The organism is Streptomyces sp. NPDC127098 (assembly GCF_042722465.1).
Classification (GTDB): domain Bacteria; phylum Actinomycetota; class Actinomycetes; order Streptomycetales; family Streptomycetaceae; genus Streptomyces; species Streptomyces millisiae.
The window spans coordinates 24,411-41,206 of record NZ_JBHXFJ010000025.1; the positions used below are offsets into that span (position 1 = coordinate 24,411).

Annotated in this window: 17 protein-coding genes and 1 pseudogene; 3 read left to right on the forward strand and 15 right to left on the reverse strand. The window is 72.6% G+C overall.

What is annotated here, in order from left to right; genetic code table 11:
* Nucleotides 1-24 precede the first annotated feature (24 nt).
* From ACFWI8_RS17760 to ACFWI8_RS17790, 7 genes and pseudogenes are all read right to left on the reverse strand, one after another.
* On the reverse strand, nucleotides 25-1,215 hold the full coding sequence (locus tag ACFWI8_RS17760; protein ID WP_387092159.1) for a helix-turn-helix domain-containing protein: 1,191 nt from the start codon (nucleotides 1,213-1,215) through the stop codon (nucleotides 25-27).
* Between the two features lie 186 nt (nucleotides 1,216-1,401).
* Nucleotides 1,402-2,064 (reverse strand): HAD family hydrolase, encoded by a 663-nt coding sequence (locus ACFWI8_RS17765; protein ID WP_387091979.1) that lies wholly within the window; start codon nucleotides 2,062-2,064, stop codon nucleotides 1,402-1,404.
* Between the two features lie 49 nt (nucleotides 2,065-2,113).
* Nucleotides 2,114-2,314 carry a hypothetical protein gene (locus ACFWI8_RS17770; protein ID WP_387091982.1) on the reverse strand — a complete coding sequence of 67 codons (201 nt, stop codon included), beginning with the start codon at nucleotides 2,312-2,314 and terminating at the stop codon, nucleotides 2,114-2,116.
* A gap of 281 nt (nucleotides 2,315-2,595) precedes the next feature.
* Nucleotides 2,596-2,841 carry a type II toxin-antitoxin system RelE/ParE family toxin gene (locus ACFWI8_RS17775; RefSeq protein WP_387091985.1) on the reverse strand — a complete coding sequence of 82 codons (246 nt, stop codon included), beginning with the start codon at nucleotides 2,839-2,841 and terminating at the stop codon, nucleotides 2,596-2,598.
* Nucleotides 2,838-3,098 carry a type II toxin-antitoxin system Phd/YefM family antitoxin gene (locus ACFWI8_RS17780; RefSeq protein WP_387091988.1) on the reverse strand — a complete coding sequence of 87 codons (261 nt, stop codon included), beginning with the start codon at nucleotides 3,096-3,098 and terminating at the stop codon, nucleotides 2,838-2,840. The genes ACFWI8_RS17775 and ACFWI8_RS17780 overlap by 4 nt, the downstream gene beginning before the upstream one ends.
* A 160-nt stretch (nucleotides 3,099-3,258) precedes the next feature.
* A pseudogene (locus tag ACFWI8_RS17785) lies at nucleotides 3,259-3,471 on the reverse strand (globin); the annotation flags it as partial.
* Nucleotides 3,472-3,577: 106 nt separating this feature from the next.
* Nucleotides 3,578-4,135: an ArsR/SmtB family transcription factor gene (locus ACFWI8_RS17790; RefSeq protein ID WP_387091991.1), complete on the reverse strand. Its 558-nt coding sequence runs from the start codon at nucleotides 4,133-4,135 to the stop codon at nucleotides 3,578-3,580.
* Between the two features lie 136 nt (nucleotides 4,136-4,271).
* Here ACFWI8_RS17790 and ACFWI8_RS17795 point away from each other — a divergent pair, with 136 nt between their 5' ends.
* Nucleotides 4,272-4,949 (forward strand): hypothetical protein, encoded by a 678-nt coding sequence (locus ACFWI8_RS17795; RefSeq protein ID WP_387091993.1) that lies wholly within the window; start codon nucleotides 4,272-4,274, stop codon nucleotides 4,947-4,949.
* Between the two features lie 73 nt (nucleotides 4,950-5,022).
* On the opposite strand, the gene ACFWI8_RS17800 is transcribed toward ACFWI8_RS17795, so the two are convergent.
* Entirely contained in the window at nucleotides 5,023-5,925 is a 903-nt protein-coding gene (locus tag ACFWI8_RS17800; protein ID WP_387091995.1) for an RNA polymerase sigma-70 factor, read from the reverse strand.
* 182 nt (nucleotides 5,926-6,107) lie between these two features.
* Here ACFWI8_RS17800 and ACFWI8_RS17805 point away from each other — a divergent pair, with 182 nt between their 5' ends.
* Entirely contained in the window at nucleotides 6,108-6,587 is a 480-nt protein-coding gene (locus ACFWI8_RS17805) for a carboxymuconolactone decarboxylase family protein (protein ID WP_387091998.1), read from the forward strand.
* A 141-nt stretch (nucleotides 6,588-6,728) separates the two neighbouring features.
* On the opposite strand, the gene ACFWI8_RS17810 is transcribed toward ACFWI8_RS17805, so the two are convergent.
* Nucleotides 6,729-7,109 carry a globin gene (locus ACFWI8_RS17810; RefSeq protein WP_387092001.1) on the reverse strand — a complete coding sequence of 127 codons (381 nt, stop codon included), beginning with the start codon at nucleotides 7,107-7,109 and terminating at the stop codon, nucleotides 6,729-6,731.
* Nucleotides 7,110-7,211: 102 nt separating this feature from the next.
* Between ACFWI8_RS17810 and ACFWI8_RS17815 the strand changes: the two genes are divergently transcribed.
* Nucleotides 7,212-8,567, forward strand: a complete 1,356-nt coding sequence (locus tag ACFWI8_RS17815) for an exo-alpha-sialidase (RefSeq protein ID WP_387092004.1) — start codon at nucleotides 7,212-7,214, stop codon at nucleotides 8,565-8,567.
* 18 nt (nucleotides 8,568-8,585) lie between these two features.
* Here the strand turns inward: ACFWI8_RS17815 and ACFWI8_RS17820 are convergent, their stop codons facing one another.
* From ACFWI8_RS17820 to ACFWI8_RS17845, 6 genes are all read right to left on the reverse strand, one after another.
* Nucleotides 8,586-9,239 carry a hypothetical protein gene (locus ACFWI8_RS17820; RefSeq protein ID WP_387092006.1) on the reverse strand — a complete coding sequence of 218 codons (654 nt, stop codon included), beginning with the start codon at nucleotides 9,237-9,239 and terminating at the stop codon, nucleotides 8,586-8,588.
* Nucleotides 9,236-9,676, reverse strand: coding sequence for an acyl-CoA thioesterase (locus ACFWI8_RS17825; protein WP_387092008.1), 441 nt, complete (start codon nucleotides 9,674-9,676; stop codon nucleotides 9,236-9,238). The genes ACFWI8_RS17820 and ACFWI8_RS17825 overlap by 4 nt, the downstream gene beginning before the upstream one ends.
* 4 nt (nucleotides 9,677-9,680) lie before the next feature.
* Entirely contained in the window at nucleotides 9,681-11,345 is a 1,665-nt protein-coding gene (ettA, locus tag ACFWI8_RS17830; RefSeq protein ID WP_387092011.1) for an energy-dependent translational throttle protein EttA, read from the reverse strand.
* A 174-nt stretch (nucleotides 11,346-11,519) separates the two neighbouring features.
* Complete coding sequence (locus tag ACFWI8_RS17835; protein WP_387092014.1) at nucleotides 11,520-12,938, reverse strand: Cys-Gln thioester bond-forming surface protein; 1,419 nt, start codon at nucleotides 12,936-12,938, stop codon at nucleotides 11,520-11,522.
* A gap of 150 nt (nucleotides 12,939-13,088) precedes the next feature.
* Complete coding sequence (locus tag ACFWI8_RS17840; protein WP_387092016.1) at nucleotides 13,089-14,858, reverse strand: GTPase; 1,770 nt, start codon at nucleotides 14,856-14,858, stop codon at nucleotides 13,089-13,091.
* Nucleotides 14,855-16,513 (reverse strand): dynamin family protein, encoded by a 1,659-nt coding sequence (locus tag ACFWI8_RS17845; protein ID WP_387092162.1) that lies wholly within the window; start codon nucleotides 16,511-16,513, stop codon nucleotides 14,855-14,857. The genes ACFWI8_RS17840 and ACFWI8_RS17845 overlap by 4 nt, the downstream gene beginning before the upstream one ends.
* Nucleotides 16,514-16,796: the final 283 nt, after the last annotated feature.

Genomic DNA, 16,796 nt, shown 5'->3' on the forward strand with positions numbered 1-16,796 from the left:
AATAATCCAGGTCAGCCTCGGAAATCAGTTCTCAAGGCGGAAGCGGGTCGACATGCGGCGCAGCCGCTCGGACCCGGCGGCGTGCTCCGCTCGGCGAATCCGGCGGAGGGTCGCGCGCGCGATGGGGTGGTTCCGGATCAGCTGAGGTGCCGTCGCTTCCGCCCGCTCCAACTCAGCGAGCGCCCGGTCCCGGTGGCCCGACCACAGATGGGCTCGGGCCAGGTCGAGGAGGTAGTGGCCGCGTCTCGACTTCGGCAGCGCCGCGATGGCGGCCTGATCCACCTGGCTGTGCAGCCGCAGGGCCTCGTCCTGGTTGCTCATCTCCAACTCGACGTTGACCGCGTGGATGGCTACGTTTCCCGGGCTGAAGGTGAGCGAATGACGATCGAACCGAGGAGCCGATCCCCTCGCTCGTTCGGCCACCTCACGAGCCAGGTCGATACGGTGGCGCGCCTCTCCCGCGCGGCTGCCGCGCGCGGCCGAGACCGCCGCGCGAAGATGCAGCGCTCCCCAAACGTGCATGGCCAGCGGTTCACCACGTTCCTGAAACGGCTCGACGCTTCGCAGTGCCTTGTCCGACAAGGACACCGCGTCGTCCCAGTCGGCGGTGGCCCACATGTCCCACACCCGCATCCAGTGGGCCACGGCGGGCATCAACTCGTCGCCGCTCCGCTCGGCGGCCCAGGCCGCTCGCTCACAGGTCATGGTGACCAACTCGGGGTGGCCGAGCGCATGCGCGCTGGTGTGCCCGAACTTGCAAGCGATGGCGTACACACCGAACGCCTCGTCGCGCTCGCGGCCACTGGAGACCTCGGCAAGGGCGCGGGACTCACGGAGCAGGTCGGGGAGGGCGGCCAGAATCGCGGTGTTCTTGGCGTTGTCCCGCAGTGTGTGCAGCTTCGCCGTCTCCGCCCACAGGGTAGCGGCGGGCCGAGGCGGGCCGTCGAACACCGGGGCCAGGTCATAGCGTCGCAGCTCTCTTATGATCGCCGCCGCCGAGATCTGCCACTGGTTGGCGGCGACGGCTCCGTTGTACGGGCGCTCGATGAGTTCGTTGGGATGGACGTGCAGCACCCCGGCCAGCGCGTTGATGACGCTGGTGCGGTCCAGTTCGATGGTGCCCTTCTCCACCTTCGACACCCACCCCTGGGTGCGTCCGAGCCGTGCGGCGACATCGGCCTGGGTGAGCCCGAGCCGCAGCCGAGCGTCACGCATGCGCTGTCCGATCGTCTGGGCCTCGTCCGGCACCTAACCCACCTCCGTGCCGTGCCCAGCGATCGGGCGGGGCGTCGAGTCGGACATGGCAGCTCCGATGTTCGTCCTGCGGTCGCACTCAGGACCGTACCCTCCGCTGCTCAGCGGGAACAGCCGACAGCGCCGCGTGCCTGGCGCCCGCCTGGATCAGCGCCCTGTCACGTTGAACTTCGCGATCAGCTCCGGCAGTTCGGCCAGCGAGTCGATACGCATCGTCGGCAACCGGGCGGCGTCCGGGTCGTGCTGCTGGATGGTCGCCCATGGTCCTCGGCGAATGAGGGCCGTCCGCAGTCCGGCCTCGGCGGCGGGCCGGATGTCGTTGTCGAGCCGGTCTCCGACGTAGAGCGTCTCCGCCGGCGGCACGGGTACGACATCGGCCACCCGCTCGAAGAACGTCGGGTCCGGCTTGCTCGCTCCCCAGTCGTCCGAGGTACCGATCAGGTCCACGTCGTCGGCGAACAGCGCGCGGAGGATGCCGCCGGCGCGGACCGTCTGGTTGCCGGCGATGCCCAGCCACAGGCCGGCCTCCCGAAGCCGGGCGAGGGCCGGCCGGACGTCCGGATAAAGGTCCTCCTCACCGAACCACTCCGGCTGGCCGGCGGCGGCTCGGCGTTCACGCTCCGCGTCGAGATCGAAACCGGGCCGGAACACCTGGAACGTCTCCCGGTAGTCAAGGCCCCGCGCGATCACGGCCCCGAACTGGGCGGCGAAGGTGTGCCGTGGCACGCCCAGCCAGTCGGCCCAGGTGCCGTACTCCCTCGTCTCGTCGACGAGACACTCACCGACGTCGAACACCACGGCGCGAATCACCCGCTCAGCCTACGGGCGGCGCCCCCACCGCAGTCGAGATGGCCTCGGCTCAGCGGCTCAGGGTGGTCCCCCGCTCCAGGTGGGAGAGTTTCTCGGGGTTGCGCACGGCGTGGAGGCCGGTGACGCGGCCGTCGTCGACGCGCAGGGTCAGGACGGTGCCGATCTCGTCGCCCTGCCGCACGAGCAGCGCCGGGGCGCCGCTGACCTGGGTCGGGTGGAGCGCCGTCGTGGCGGCGATCCTGCCCAGCACGTCGGCCACCTGGTTTCGGCCCCCACGATGGGAGGCCAGCGCGGCCTGGACGACTCCGCCGCCGCCGGTCAGCAGGACGACGTCCGGCGCGAGAACGTCGAGCAGGCCCTGGAGGTCGCCCGTCTCGACCGCCCGGCGGAACGCCTCGACGGCGCGGCCGGTCGCGGCGGCGGACGAGGCCGCGCGCGGGGGCGGCGGGCGGCGACGTGGGACCGCGCGTCCCGTCGGAGCACCCGAGCAACGAGCCAGCGGACAGGGCGCGGTGCGGACGCGTGGCCGGTTCAGCGCATGCGGCCGAGGTGGATGACAGTGACGCGGACGCGTCGGTCGCTGATCTCGTACAGCACGCGGTAGCGTCCAACGTGGATGCGGAGCAGATCGGCGCTGCCGAAAGACTCTTTCGGGCGAGGGTCGTTGGAGAGGCGGTCGACGGCGGCGAAGAGCAGCCGCACTCCCTGTGGGTCGCTCTTCGCGAAGCGCTCAGCCTGGACGAGTGCTTCAGGCTCCCAGATGACCTGATACGTCACGCCACATCGGACCCGAACACGCGCCGGAACGCCTCGTCATGCGGAATGCCGGACTCGTCGCCACGGGCCTGGCGCTCTCGGTAGGCGGCCAGGGCGCGCAACTCGTCCAGTTCCAGGGCATCCGCAGGACTGATCAGTATCGCGACGGTCTGCCCGTGGTCGGTGATGGCCACCGGCTCACGGGTGGCACTCACCTCACGAGCGATGGCACCGAGCCGGGCGCGGGCCTCGACGATCGAGTAGCTGATGTCCGTCATGCACACCACCTTACACAAGTGTGCACTTGCTGGCCCATCCAGCTCCGGGCCAGGGCTCGGCGCTCGGTGATCGTGGACGACTCTCGCAGTGCCTCGCCGCCGCCGTCTCCAGCCGCCGTGAGAGGCGCCGGCGGGCGGGGCGCTCTGGCCGCCAGGTCGGTCACGCGTTGATCATCGAGAACGCGGCGAACGTCAGGTACTTCCAGAGCTCCCGCTCCAGGTCCTCCGGCAGGCCGAGGCCGTCGGCGGCCGCCCGCATGTGGCGCAACCACGCGTCGTGGGCGGCCTGGTCGACGCGGAACGGGGCGTGGCGCATCCGCGGACGGGGGTGGCCGCGCTGCTCGCCGTAGGTGCGGGGACCGCCCCAGTACCGCCCGAACGACCTGTCCGGTCCGACGGCCCCGGATCCCGACGGGCCTTCGACACGTCGTCCGGGACACGGCCCCGATGTCGCCGCTCGGCGGCCCGAGGAAGCGCTCCTAATCGGCGGGGAGGCCGAACCAGCGTAGGAGGATCGGGCGTGCGCCGGGGGGAGCCTCCTCAGGGCCGCGGGAGAAGCGGAGCAGCAGTTCCAGGTAGGCGTCGTGAAAGTCGCTCAGCTCCTCTCTGGTGAGGTGGCTGAGGGCGCGTGAACCGCGCATCCAGCCCTCGGACCGGGCCTGTTCGGCGTCGTAGCGCTGGGCGAGCCTGACGTCCTCGGCCATCCGCATCCGATCGAGGGCGGCGGCGGCGACGCGTTCACCCTCGGTCATCTCCCCCTCCGGCGGGCGGCGCACGTCCAGCCCTCGCACACCGCGCCACCAGCGCTCACGGCCAGTCGCGCGCTCCGGGATGTCCTCGATGAAGCCGCCACGGTGGAGCTGGCGCAGGTGGTAGCTGAGGGTGCCGGTGTTCTCCCCCAGGGCGGCGGCGAGCGTCGTCGAGGTGGCCGGACCCGAGGTGCCCAGGTGACGAAGGATCTTCAGCCGCAGCGGGTGCGCCAGCGCCTTCAGAGCCGCCGGGTCACTGATCGTCCGGCGCTCATCGGATTCCGTCATGGACGGGAGTCTAGCCACCGACGGCAGGTTTGCAGACTTTTCTCTGCAGAGAAAAGTCTGTAGACTCTCGGAGACGCGAGCGGGCGCCTTTCGTCCGCTTCGTCCGACCTTCCCACCTACTCCTCTTGGAGCCGCCGTGTTCATCGGACTCCGCACCACCGCCGTTGCCCTGCTCGCCGCCGCAGCCGCCGCCCTGACGGCCGGTCCGGCGCAGGCGACCCCGTCCGACTTCACGGCCTGCCCGGACGTCTCGGAACTCCCGGCGGGCGCCGATCCGGCGGCCTGGCGCTGCGAGGCCATGACCGCCGTCGGCCACCTGGACATCGGCCGCCTCGACCTGCCGATAACCCACCCCATGGCGATCACCTTCGCTGAGGGCACGATCGACGGCGAGTTCCACCAGGTGTTCGGGGACATGACGGCGGCTCCGCTCGCCATCGCCGGCTCGCCGTTCGCGCTGCGCCCGGAGTACGCGGGCTTCTCGGACTTCCAGTCGAACGACGAGCGCCGTGGGGAGTTGGACCTGACCTTCGCACTCTCCGGCCCCGGCCTGCGGAACGGCTGCTCGATAGGCACCGAGGCCGATCCGGTGCACCTGGCCCTGCGGGACACCGAGCCGACGACCGTGGTCTCGCAGGACCCCCTCGTGGTCCGGTTCGGCGTCGTCGACGACGAGTTCACGGCTCCGCGCAGCTCGGGCTGCGGGCCGCTCGGCCCCGTGATCGACCGGCTCCTCGGCCTGCCCGCCGCGCCCGGGGAGAGCCGCATATCCCTGGACGCCCAGGTGGCGCTGCGCTCGTACGACGAGCTGTGACCGGCGAGAACCAGTAGCGCTTCGTCGGACTGCCGGGCGGGATGGCGCAGCCGTGATCGGGCGGCGCCTCGGCTCAGCGGCTCAGGGTGGTCCCTCGCTCCAGGTGGGACAGTTTCTCCGGGTTGCGCACGGCGTAGAGGCCGGTGACCAGGCCGTCGTCGACGCGCAGGGCCAGGACGGTGTCGATCTCGTCGCCCTGGCGGACGATCAGCGCGGGGGCGCCGTTGACCTGGGTCGGGCGCAGCGACATCATGGCGGAGATCCGGCCCAGCACCCGGGCCACCTGCTCGGCCCCCACGACCGGCGCCAGCGCGGCCCGCACGACGCCGCCGCCGTCGGTCAGCAGCACGACGTCGGGGGCGAGGACGTCGAGCAGGCCCTGGAGGTCGCCCGTCTCGACCGCCCGCTGGAACGCCTCGACGGTGCGGTGGTTGTCGGCGGCGGACGCGGCCGCGCGTGGGCGGCGGGCGGCGACATGAGCCCGGGCCCGGTGGGCGATCTGGCGGACGGCGGCCGGGGTCTTGTCGACGGCCGCGGCGATCTCCTCGTAGGCCAGGTCGAAGACCTCGCGCAGCACGAACACCGCCCGCTCGGTCGGGGTGAGGGTCTCCAGCACCAGCAGCATCGCCATCGAGACGCTGTCGGCCAGCTCGACGTCCTCGGCCACGTCGGGCGCGGTCAGCAGCGGCTCCGGCAGCCAGGGGCCGACGTAGGACTCCCGGCGCCGGCCGAGCGCGCGCAGCTGGGCGAGCGCCTGGCGGGTGGCGATCCGGACCAGGTACGCGCGCTGGTCCCGCACGGTGTCGTGGTCGACGCCCACCCACCGCAGCCAGGTCTCCTGCAGGACGTCCTCGGCGTCGGCGGCCGAGCCGAGCAGCTCGTAGGCGACGGTGAAGAGCAGGTTGCGGTGGGTGACGAAGGCCCGCGTGACGCCGGCCATGTGGTCACCGCGGTCGTTCGTGGTTCGGTCGTCCATCGCCGGCTCCTGCCCGTTCGCTCTCGACTGCGCCGTACACCAGATGCCGGTCCCCGCCGCCCTGTGACAACCGGGGCCGGTGACGTACGCCACATCGCCGTGCCGTCACAGGGCTCCGGCCGTCGGCATCTTGTGTTCGTCCGGCGCGGCTGCGCACGACACGACGAGTGAGGACGACATCAATGGAACCCCGTTTCAACCTGTTCGACAGCCCGACCGCCGCGAAGATCGCCAGGCGGTTCTACAACGTCTCGTCGGTCCTGGACGGGTCGACACTGCCGAAGTCCCTGCGGGAGCTGGTGGAGTTGCGGGTCGGCCAGCTCAACGGCTGCGGCTTCTGCGTCGACATCCACACCAAGGAGGCCGCGGCCGCCGGTGAGTCCGCGCTCCGGCTCAACCTGGTCGCCGCCTGGCGGCACAGCACGGTGTTCACCGAGGCCGAGCGGGCCGCGCTGGCGCTCGCCGAGGAGGGCACCCGGCTCGGCGACCACGGCGTGACCGACGCGACCTGGGCCGAGGTGCGCAGGCACTTCGACGACGACCAGGTCGGGGCACTGGTCTGCCTGGTCTCGCTGATCAACGCCGCCACCCGGATGAACGTCATCGTGCACAACCCGGGCGGAACCTACGAGATCGGCATGTTCGCCGGCACGTCGAACTGACCACGGGCGAAACGCAGCCCGTCGCGGGATAGTTCGATCCGAGCGGCCCCGCGCACCCGACAGGAGGTGCGCCGCGCCGGGATCACGGCAGGACGAGCGGCGGCTGGACCATCCTTCGGGGCGCTCAGGCCGCCAGGCCGGTCACGCGTTGATCATCGAGAACGCGGCGAACGTCAGGTACTTCCAGAGCTCCCGCTCCAGGTCCTCCGGCAGGTCGAGGCTGTCGACGGCCGCCCGCATGTGGCGCAACCACGCGTCGTGGGCGGCCTGGTCGACGCGGAACGGGGCGTGGCGCATCCGCAGGCGCGGGTGGCCGCGCTGCTCGCCGTAGGTGCGGGGACCGCCCCAGTACTGGATGAGGAAGAGCCGCAGCCGCTCCTCAGCCGGGCCCAGGTCCTCCTCCGGGTACATGGGGCGCAGCAGCGGGTCGTCCGCCACGCCCTCGTAGAAGCGGTGGACGAGCTTGGTGAAGGTCTCCTCGCCTCCGACCCGCTCATAAAACGACTGCTGTTCCTCGCTCACCCCCCCATCGTCGCAGACCCGGTGACGCGGGGTCCGGGCAGTCCCCCGCGAGATAACGAAACGGCAACCGAGCGTTCGCCGTACGTCCGTACTCTCCCGCGCATGTCCCTGTGTGTACGCGTCACCCTGCTCGCCACCGTCGTGTGGGCGGTCATGTCCGCCGCCCCGGCGGCGGCCGATGCCGAGCCACGGGACACGCCGCCGCCGGAGCGGGCGTTGAGCCAGCCGTTCCGGCACGGCACCGAGGGCTACGCCTGCTACCGGATACCGGCGATCGTCGCCACCACCGCCGGGACGCTGCTGGCGTTCGCCGAGGCCAGGGTCGCGGACTGCGCCGACGTCGGCGACATCGACCTCGTCGTGCGGCGGTCGACCGACGGCGGCCGCACCTGGGAGGAGCCGACGGTGCTGCGCGGCGCCGGGGACGACGGCGGCTACGGCAACCCGGTGCCGGTGGTGGACGCCGAGAGCGGCCGCGTCACCCTGATGTTCGCGTACAACACGTGGACCCCGAAGCCGGACGACGTCCGCTCCCGCGGACCGCGTTCGCTGGCGCTGCTGCACTCCACGGACGACGGCCTGACCTGGCAGGACGGCGGGCGGCTGCCCGGCCTCAAGCCGCCGTCGTGGACCTGGATCTCGGTGGGTCCCGGCCACGGGATACAGCTGCAACGCGGCCCCCGGGCCGGCCGGTTGGTGGTGGCCGGCGACCACGACACGCACGACGACAGGTCGGGCGGGCAGCTGTACTACAGCGACGACGGCGGGCTCAGCTGGCGGCTCGGCGCGGTGTGGGAGACGGTCGAGGAGCTGCCGCACCCGGTCGAACTCTCCCTGGTGGAGCGGGTGGACGGCTCGCTGTACATCAACGCCCGCGGCCTGGACAACGTGCGGCAGGCGGCGTACAGCGAGGACGCGGGCGAGAGCTTCGCCGCCGGGGGCTTCCGTGAGGTGCGGGACCTGGACACGCCACCGGTCTCCGGTTCGCTGCTGCGGCTGACCGCGACCGACCGGGGCGACGACCGCGACCGGGTCCTGCTGTCCGCGCCGACCAGGCCGGGCCAGGAGGCCGGCAGCCGGCGCCGGATCATGACGATCCGCTCCAGCTACGACGAGGGCCGCACCTGGCACACCGTGGGCACCGTGATCACCCCGGCCAGGGCCGGCTACTCGGACCTGACGCTGCTGCCGTCCGGCGAGATCGGGCTGCTCTACGAGACCGGCCGGCACAGCCCGCACGGCACCCTCAACTTCACGGCGTTCACGGAGCTCTCCCTGGACGCCGGCCGGCGCGAGCTGACCCTGCCGGACATCGTCGGCTGCCCGGTCGCCCGCCACCGGCCGACCGAGACCGTCGCCCCCGCCCGCTACGGGCGGCTGACGCCGGCACGGCTCACCAGCCTGGCGTCCACCGTCAACGCGGTGACCATCCGCTACGGGAAGCGGGACCGGCGGTGAGCCGGCAGAGACGAGCCGCTAGAGCGGCGTCACGCTGAGCCCGGGACCGCCGCCGCCGCGGCGCACCGCGATGGAGCCGAGGAAGGTGCGCAGCCGCAGCCACGCCCCCTTGCTGAGCACCGCGACCGGGGTGGTGGCGCGCAGCATGCCGAGCGCGTGCGCGGCGTGCACGGCGCGCAGCGGCAGCGGGGTGCCGGGCAGCGACCGGGACCAGATCTCCTCGGCCAGCGCGTCCAGCGCCTCGCGGGTGGCCTCGCCCGGCGTCAGCGCCTCCCGCCGGGTGCGGAACTCGGCGACGACGGCCGCCGCCTCGTTCCGCACCCGCCCCACGGGCAGCTCGGACTCGGGCCGCCAGACGCCGCGCGGCGGCAGCACCCCGGCCCAGGAGGGGCCGGTCACCGCCGCCGGCACCGTCATCGCGTCGGCGTCGACCGACTCCAGCAGCTCACCGGCGGAGACGGTGACGTCGAGCGTCGCCGGCTCGCGCAGCCGGAAGGCGCGGACGGCGAGCACGTCGAACCTGGCCGGCCTGGTGAAGACGGAGACGACGGTGCCGTCCGCCTGGAGCCGGGCGGCGGCCGCCCGGTCCCAGCGCAGCTGCCGCTCCAAATAGGCGGCGAACTCTCCGGCCTCACCCGGCTCCGCGAGGGCCAGCCGCGCCGATGCGCTCATGCCGCGGTCGAGCCCTCCGCCAGGCCGCCCACCCCGTCGTCCTGGTACTTGCTCAGGAACTCCCGCTCCTCGGCGGTCAGCCGGCGCGGCCGGGAGTCCTCCAGGCGGTACGGGACGACGACGGTCGCGGCGCGGGCGTAGACCGTCTCGGCGTCCCTGATCTCGTAGGCGACGGTGACGGAGGCGCCGCCGAGCCTGGCCACCCAGGTCTCGATGGTGACCGGCTCGTGCCGGTGCACCATCGGCTTCAGGTAGTCGATCTCGTGCCGCGCCACCACCGAACCGCCGGTGAACGCCCCGGAGTCGGCCTGCCGGGCGAGCCGGAACATGAAGTCGATCCTGGCCTCTTCGAGGTAGCGCAGGTAGACCACGTTGTTGATGTGCCCGAACGCGTCCATGTCGGACCAGCGCAGCGGACACAGGTACACATGCCGCACGGCGTCAGCCCCGGGTCAGCTTCTTGTAGGAGGTCCGGTGGGGGCGCGTGGCCTCCGGGCCGAGCCGGGAGATCTTGTTCTTCTCGTACGACTCGAAGTTGCCCTCGTACCAGAACCAGGTGGAGTCGCCCTCGTACGCCAGGATGTGGGTGGCGACGCGGTCGAGGAACCAGCGGTCGTGGGAGACGACGACGGCGCAGCCGGGGAAGTCGAGCAGCGCGTTCTCCAGGGAGGAGAGCGTCTCCACGTCGAGGTCGTTGGTCGGCTCGTCGAGGAGCAACAGGTTCCCGCCCTGCTTGAGGGTGAGCGCCAGGTTGAGCCGGTTGCGCTCGCCGCCGGAGAGCACGCCGGCCGGCTTCTGCTGGTCCGGGCCCTTGAAGCCGAAGGCGCTGACGTAGGCGCGGGACGGCATCTCGACCTGGCCGACGTTGATGTGGTCCAGGCCGTCGGAGACGACCTCCCACAGCGTCTTCTTCGGGTCGATGTTGGCCCGGCTCTGGTCGACGTAGGAGATCTTGACGGTCTCGCCGACCCTGACGTCGCCGGAGTCGACCGACTCCATGCCCAGGATCATCTTGAACAGGGTCGTCTTGCCGGCGCCGTTGGGGCCGATGACGCCCACGATGCCGTTCCGCGGGAGGGTGAAGGAGAGGCCGTCGACCAGCACCTTCTCACCGAACGCCTTGTGCAGGTTCTCGACCTCGACCACCACGTTGCCCAGGCGCGGGCCCGGCGGGATCTGGATCTCCTCGAAGTCCAGCTTCCTGGTCTTCTCGGCCTCCGCCGCCATCTCCTCGTACCGCTGGAGGCGGGCGCGGGACTTCGCCTGCCGGCCCTTGGCGTTGGAGCGCACCCACTCCAGCTCCTCCTTGAGCCGCTTGGCGCGCTTGGCGTCCCGCTGGCCCTCGACCTTGAGGCGGGCCTGCTTGGTCTCCAGGTACTTGGAGTAGTTGCCCTCGTAGCCGAAGGCGCGGCCGCGGTCGAGCTCCATGATCCACTCGGCCACGTTGTCCAGGAAGTACCGGTCGTGGGTGATCGCGACCACGGTGCCCGGGTACTTGGCGAGGTGCTGCTCAAGCCACTGCACGGACTCGGCGTCCAGGTGGTTGGTGGGCTCGTCGAGCAGCAGCAGGTCGGGCTGCTCCAGCAGCAGCTTGCAGAGCGCCACGCGGCGCTTCTCGCCGCCGGAGAGGTTGGTGACCTGCCAGTCGCCGGGCGGGCAGCCCAGGGCGTCCATGGCCTGCTCCAGCTGGGCGTCCAGGTCCCAGGCGTTGGCGTGGTCCAGCTGCTCCTGCAGCTTGCCCATCTCCTCGCCGAGCTCGTCGGTGTACTCGGTCGCCATCTGCTCGGCGATCTCGTTGAACCGGTCGAGCTTGGCCTTGGTCCCGGCCACGCCCTGCTGGACGTTCTCCAGCACGGTCTTCGACTCGTCGAGCGGCGGCTCCTGGAGCAGGATGCCGACGGTGGCGCCGGGCGCGAGGAACGCGTCGCCGTTGGAGGGCTGCTCCAGGCCGGCCATGATCTTCAGGACGGTCGACTTGCCGGCGCCGTTGGGGCCCACGACACCGATCTTCGCCCCGGGCAGGAAGCTCAGGGAGACGTCGTCAAGGATCACCTTGTCGCCGTGCGCCTTGCGCGCCTTGCGCATGGTGTAGATGTACTCAGCCAAGAGAAACCGTCCGGCGGGTCAGATCAGTGGGCAGTGGGTGCGGAGGAGTCCATCCTGCCGCATGTCCCTGCCACGGCGAAAACCGGAATCGGCCCGCCCGGCCGGGACAGCACGAAGGGGCGGGCCCTGACGGGCCCGCCCCTCACGCTCTGTGCGTCGGCGCTACCGCTGTGCTCAGCTGTCCGAGCCGGCGGAGGCGGTGCGACGGCGCATGAAGAACACGCCCGCGCCACCGACGACCAGCAGCGCCACGGCGATGCCGGTGATCATGCCGACGTTGCTGTCGGAACCGGTCGCGGCCAGGTCGGGCTCGTCGGTGTCGCCACCGCCGGTGCTGGCCGGGGCCGGCTCGTTCTCCTCGTCGATCGGGGTCGGGGCCTCGCCGCCACCGGGGGCGCAGTCGAGCACGCCGGTGAAGCGGAAGGGCTGCTGACCCGGAATCGGGTTGGCGATGCTGATGTCGTACTCCTGGCCGTTCTCGACCGGGACCAGGATGTCCTCGGGGGTACCCGGGGCGACCGTCACCGTCTCGCCGTTCAGCTGGAACTCGAACGGCACGTCACCGGTGTTGGTGACGGTGACCTGGACACCACCCTCGGCGCAGATCTCCTCGGCGTCGACCGCGACGGCCGGGGTGCCGGGGGCGGCCCAGTTGGCGCTGGCGCCCGCGCTGACCGAGGACTCCGAGGAGCCGGCCAGGATCATGGTCTGGGTGCGCACGTCGATGCCGGTGAAGGCACGGCCGATCGGCACCTGGGAGGTGGCGGTGGCGGTCAGCGAGGCGCTGCCGTCCTCGGCGTCCGCCGGCACGTCGAAGAAGAGCTCGGTGCCGTCGGTGACCGGGTCGTCCTCGGTGATGACGTTGCCGGCGCCGTCGGTGATGGTCACGCCCTGCTCGGCCGCGGCCGGGTCAGGGGCGACGGAGACCGCGTCGGCGGTGGTGTCGACCGTGATCGGGCCCAGGCGGTTGCCGGGCTGGCCCGACACCTGGTTCGGGGTGAGGGTCAGCGAGGCGCCCGGCTCGGCGGCCTCCTCGGCGTTCTCGGTCAGCCAGTCGGCGAGGGCCGCGGCGTTCTCGCTCTCCGGATCCGCCTCGACGCCGTCGGAGAACTCCCAGATCGCCGCCTGGGTGCCGGCACCGGCCTCCGCGTCGGTCAGCGACTCGACGCCGGCCTGCTCGGCCAGCGCGAGGCTGTCGACGACCGGGTAGGAGTTCTGCAGGATCCACTGGATCCGGCCCGCGTCGGGGTTGTTGTGCAGCCGGGACTCACTCCACCCGACCTCCCGGTACCGGGCGTTGGACGCCGTGGCGGTGGTGAAGTCGATGCAGTACGTCTGGAGCGTGCCACCGTCGTCGGCCCGCAGGGTGAACAGACCACCCCGGTACGTGTCCGTCTCACCCTCGTGGGTGACGGCGATGGGGCCGGACGCGTCCCGGTCAAGACCGCCGAGCGTGGCGGTGGCACCGCCGTTGTGCGGGTTCTCCTCCGCGGCGGCCGTGCCCGCGGTCGCGAGCGCCCCCGCAGCCATCAGGCTGGTGGCGATCGCGGTGGCCGCAAGGCGGGCAGTGGCCCGCTTGCGCGCAAGAATCATGGTGTGTGTCCCCTCCACGAGATCACAGGACGCAGCCGCAACGTGAGGCGGCGCGCACATCAACATCCCCGTGCGTACGGGGATCGTAGAGAGGGGAGTTCGTCAATGTCCCCACGAGAACGAGGAGTTACACATTCCGAGGTCGAATCGTTACCTCGGATCACGGACGGTTGGCGCAGCCGGGGACAACGCGGACAGCGAAGCCAGTGACGGGAGTTCGACGCCTCCGGTGGGTGAGGCGACCACCACGAACCGCTCCCTGACCTCGCGGTAGCGCATCAGCTCCGCGGCCACCGGTTCGAGCACCTGGCTGTGGCCGCGGTCGGCGGCGAGACGGCGCAGCCGCCACTCCTCCTGCTGCCCGTAGGACCTGGCGGGGCCGCGGGCGGAGATCCGGCAGGCCCAGGCGAGCAGCGGGCCGCCGAAGGAGCCGCAGAGCAGCAGCGCGAGCGGCAGCCAGCGGCTCACCACGGGTTGGCCGGCGACGGCGGCCACCACCCAGCTGACGCCGAGGAGTTGGACCGCGAGCAGCACCGCCTGGCCGATGGCGGCGACGGACCACCAGCGGGGCTTGGGCAGCGGCTCGGTCGACTGCCGTTCGAGGGCGCGTTCCAGGTCGTCCGGCAGCCGTTCGGCGCCCCGCCTGGCGGCGTCCTTCACCGCCCTGCTCCACGGCTCCGGCAGCCCCTCGGTCGCCTCGTCGGCCAGCTGCCGCACCGCCTGTTCGACGACGGCCGTCGCCACCGTGCGGGTGCCGGCGGCGCGCAGCCGCTGAGCGGCGAGCGCCGGCGGCTCGCCGCGCCGCTCGGCCTGCCGGGCGGCGAGGCGGCGCAGCAGCTGCGCCCAGGGGGTGCCGCAGGCCCGGTCGGCGCGGCGCAGCCAGCCGCGTTCGGCGGCCTGTCCTGCGGCCGCCGCGCCGACGGCGGCGGCGAGCCGGTCCTCGAACTCCTCCCTGGCGTGCGGGGTGAGGCCGGCCGGGGCCTCGGAGCCGTCCGCGACGTACTTCGGGCCGAGCCGGCGGGCGACGCCGTCCACGTCCGCGGAGAGCCGGCGGGTGGCCGCGGTGCGGGAGGCGGCCAGCTCGCCGACCGTCTGGCGCAGTTCGGCGACGCCGTCGCCGGTGAGCGCGGAGACGGCGAGGACCCCGGCGCCCGGCTCGCCGTGTTCGCCGAGCGCCACCCCGCGCTCGTCGAGCAGTCGGCGCAGGTCGTCGAGGACGGCGTCGACGGCGTCGGTCGGCAGCCGGTCGATCTGGTTGAGGACGATGAGGCTGACGTCGGCGTGGCCGGCGAAGGCCCGCAGGTAGCGCTCGTGCAGCAGGGTGTCGGCGTACTTCTCGGGGTCGACCACCCAGATGACGGCGTCCACCAGGCCGAGCAGCCGGTCCACCTGTTCGCGGTGGCTGACGTCGACGGAGTCGTAGTCGGGGAGGTCGAGCAGGACCAGGCCGCGCAGCCCGGGGTCGAGGACGTGGGCGCGGCGGCGGGCCCTGGGGGGCACGCCGAGCCGTTCGAGGAGCCCGTCGGGGTTCTGCTCGCGCCCGGCCTCCCAGGCGCAGGAGACGGCGGTGGCGGTGGTGGGGCGGCGCACCCCGGTCTCGGAGAGCTGGGCCCCGGCCAGGGCGTTGAACAGGGTGGACTTGCCGGTGCCGGTGGCGCCGGCGATGGCGACCACGGTGTAGGCGCGCGGCAGCTTGCCGCGGGCGGCGGCCTCGTCGAGCAGCCGGCCGGCCTCGGCGAGGTCCGCCTCGGCGAGGCGGGTGCGGGAAAGCCCGATCAGCTCGCGCAGCGCGCCGAGCCGCCGGCGCAGGGTCCCCTCCTCCCCGGGCCCCTCGGGGCCCGCGGGTTCGTTCGGGGGGTTGGGCCGTGGCTCCTCGGTGGTGTCCCGCCGGGTGCGGGTGATGGTCATGCTCTCCGTCACCGGACTTCTCCTGCCTCTCGGGCTGGTTCTGGCCCCGCTCGTCTGGACGCCGCCGTCCCGCTGTGCCAGCCCTGCACCAGGGACAGCGCGGCGACGAGCTCGACCTGGGGGGTCGGGCTGATCTCCAGGTCGTGCAGGGGCGCGCCGCGGCGGTCCCGCTCGCCGTCGAGCACCCGGTCGACGCAGCCCCTGACCTCCCGGTCGCCCTGCTCGGTCAGCCGGGCCGCGACGCGGGTGCCGAGCGAGCTGGAGAGGGCCTGCCGAGCGACCGTGCCGCCCTTGCCGCCGAGCAGCGCGGCGGCGAGCAGCGCGGCGATCTCCGTCTCGGCCCCGACCATCGAGCGGCCGCTGCCGCCCTGGTCGGGGCGGAGCCCGACGGCCGCGCAGGCCTCCTCGGCCAACTCCTCGAGGCAGCGTCGCAGTCGGCGGACCTGGATGCCGATACGTTCCCGCACCGCCTCGGCTCCGTCGACGCCGCCGGCCGGCGCCCCCGGTTCCTGGGCCCAGGCGTCCTCGACGCGCTCGTCGGCGGCCGACACGGCCTCGACGAGCAGCCCGGCCAACGCCCGGGTCAGCGAGTCGAGCAGCTCGTCGGGGCTGGCGTCGTGCGGGAAGGACAGCCAGTGGGCGCGTGCCTGACCGGTGAGCAGCCCGCCGCCGGCCAGGCAGTCGCGGACCCGGCGGCCGGCCTCGGCGTAGGCGCCGGCGAGCCGCTGGTCGAGGCGGACGGCGGTGGCGTGCTGGGCGGCGCAGGCGCCGGCGAGCGCGCCGACGCGGGCGCGCAGTGAGGCGAGGGCGCCGGCGGCGGTGCGGGCAGCGGCCCGCTGCCGCGCGTCGCCGTCGTGGGCGCGGCGGAACAGCCACTCGCGGAGCGCGGCGACGGCGGTGGCGGGCAGTAGTCCTGAACCGCCGCGGGCCGACTCGGGCAGCTCGGGCACGGTGAACCGGGGCACGCCGCCGAGCCCGGCGCGTTCGAGCAGCGCGTCGTAGTGCCGGGAGACCTCGGCGGCGATCTGGTGCGGCACCCGGTCGAGGACGGTGGCCAGCGTGACGTCGTACTCGCGGGCGCTGCGCAGCAGGTTCCAGGGCAGCGCGTCGGCGTAGCGGGAGGCGGTGGTGACGAGCACCCAGACGTCGGCGGCGCAGATCAGCTCGGCGGCGAGGTCGCGGTTCTCGGCGACCAGCGAGTCGATGTCGGGCGCGTCGAGCAGCGCGATGCCGGCGGGCACGGCCCTGGTGGCGTGGACGGCCAGCGCGGCCGACGCCTCGCCCTCCCCCTCCTGACGCTGCGCCACCACCCGGTCGAGGCGCGGCAGCACCCGCTGGTCGCCGAACCAGTGGCGGTCGTCGGGGTGGCAGACGAGCACCGGGGTGCGGGTGGTGGGCCGCAGCACCCCGGCCTCGGTGACGTGGCGCCCGACCAGCGAGTTGACCAGCGTCGACTTCCCGGCCCCGGTCGAGCCCCCGATGACCGCGAGCAGCGGCGCCTTCGGGCTGCGCAGCCGGGGCAGCAGGTATCCGTCGAGCTGGGCGAGCAACTCCCCTCGCGACCGCCGGGCGCGCTCGGCGCCCGGCAACTCCAGTGGGAAGCGCGCGGCAGCGAGACGCTCCCGCAGTACGGTGAGCGCGTCCAGCAGTTCGGGCCGTGCGTCCAAGATCGCCACATGCGCAGAATGCCCAATTTCAAGCTATTTCCAAAGCATATTCCACCGAACGCGCCTCATTCCGGGCAGCAGCCCCCACCCCCCGGCATAACGACTACGCAACACCCCTCCCCAGGGCCCCCAAAAACGGTGCGCGGCTCGCACTCGCCTGCGATTATCAGGGCTGCTTCACTCAATCTCCACACCACGGTGTTGCCGTGAAGCAACAGGGACGAACCCCTCAAGGCCATATCCTGTGCCACGGCGAGGTCACCAGGGGGCTCCGTCCCGCGCC

Coding starts and splice junctions, on each gene's coding strand:
- ACFWI8_RS17780 (WP_387091988.1), bottom strand. CDS start 3,098: ATGACGGACATCAGCTACTCGATCGTCGAGGCCCGCGCCCGGCTCGGT.
- ACFWI8_RS17800 (WP_387091995.1), bottom strand. CDS start 5,925: ATGGACGACCGAACCACGAACGACCGCGGTGACCACATGGCCGGCGTC.
- ACFWI8_RS17835 (WP_387092014.1), bottom strand. CDS start 12,938: ATGATTCTTGCGCGCAAGCGGGCCACTGCCCGCCTTGCGGCCACCGCG.
- ACFWI8_RS17820 (WP_387092006.1), bottom strand. CDS start 9,239: ATGAGCGCATCGGCGCGGCTGGCCCTCGCGGAGCCGGGTGAGGCCGGA.
- ACFWI8_RS17815 (WP_387092004.1), top strand. CDS start 7,212: ATGTCCCTGTGTGTACGCGTCACCCTGCTCGCCACCGTCGTGTGGGCG.
- ACFWI8_RS17805 (WP_387091998.1), top strand. CDS start 6,108: ATGGAACCCCGTTTCAACCTGTTCGACAGCCCGACCGCCGCGAAGATC.
- ACFWI8_RS17760 (WP_387092159.1), bottom strand. CDS start 1,215: ATGCGTGACGCTCGGCTGCGGCTCGGGCTCACCCAGGCCGATGTCGCC.
- ACFWI8_RS17790 (WP_387091991.1), bottom strand. CDS start 4,135: ATGACGGAATCCGATGAGCGCCGGACGATCAGTGACCCGGCGGCTCTG.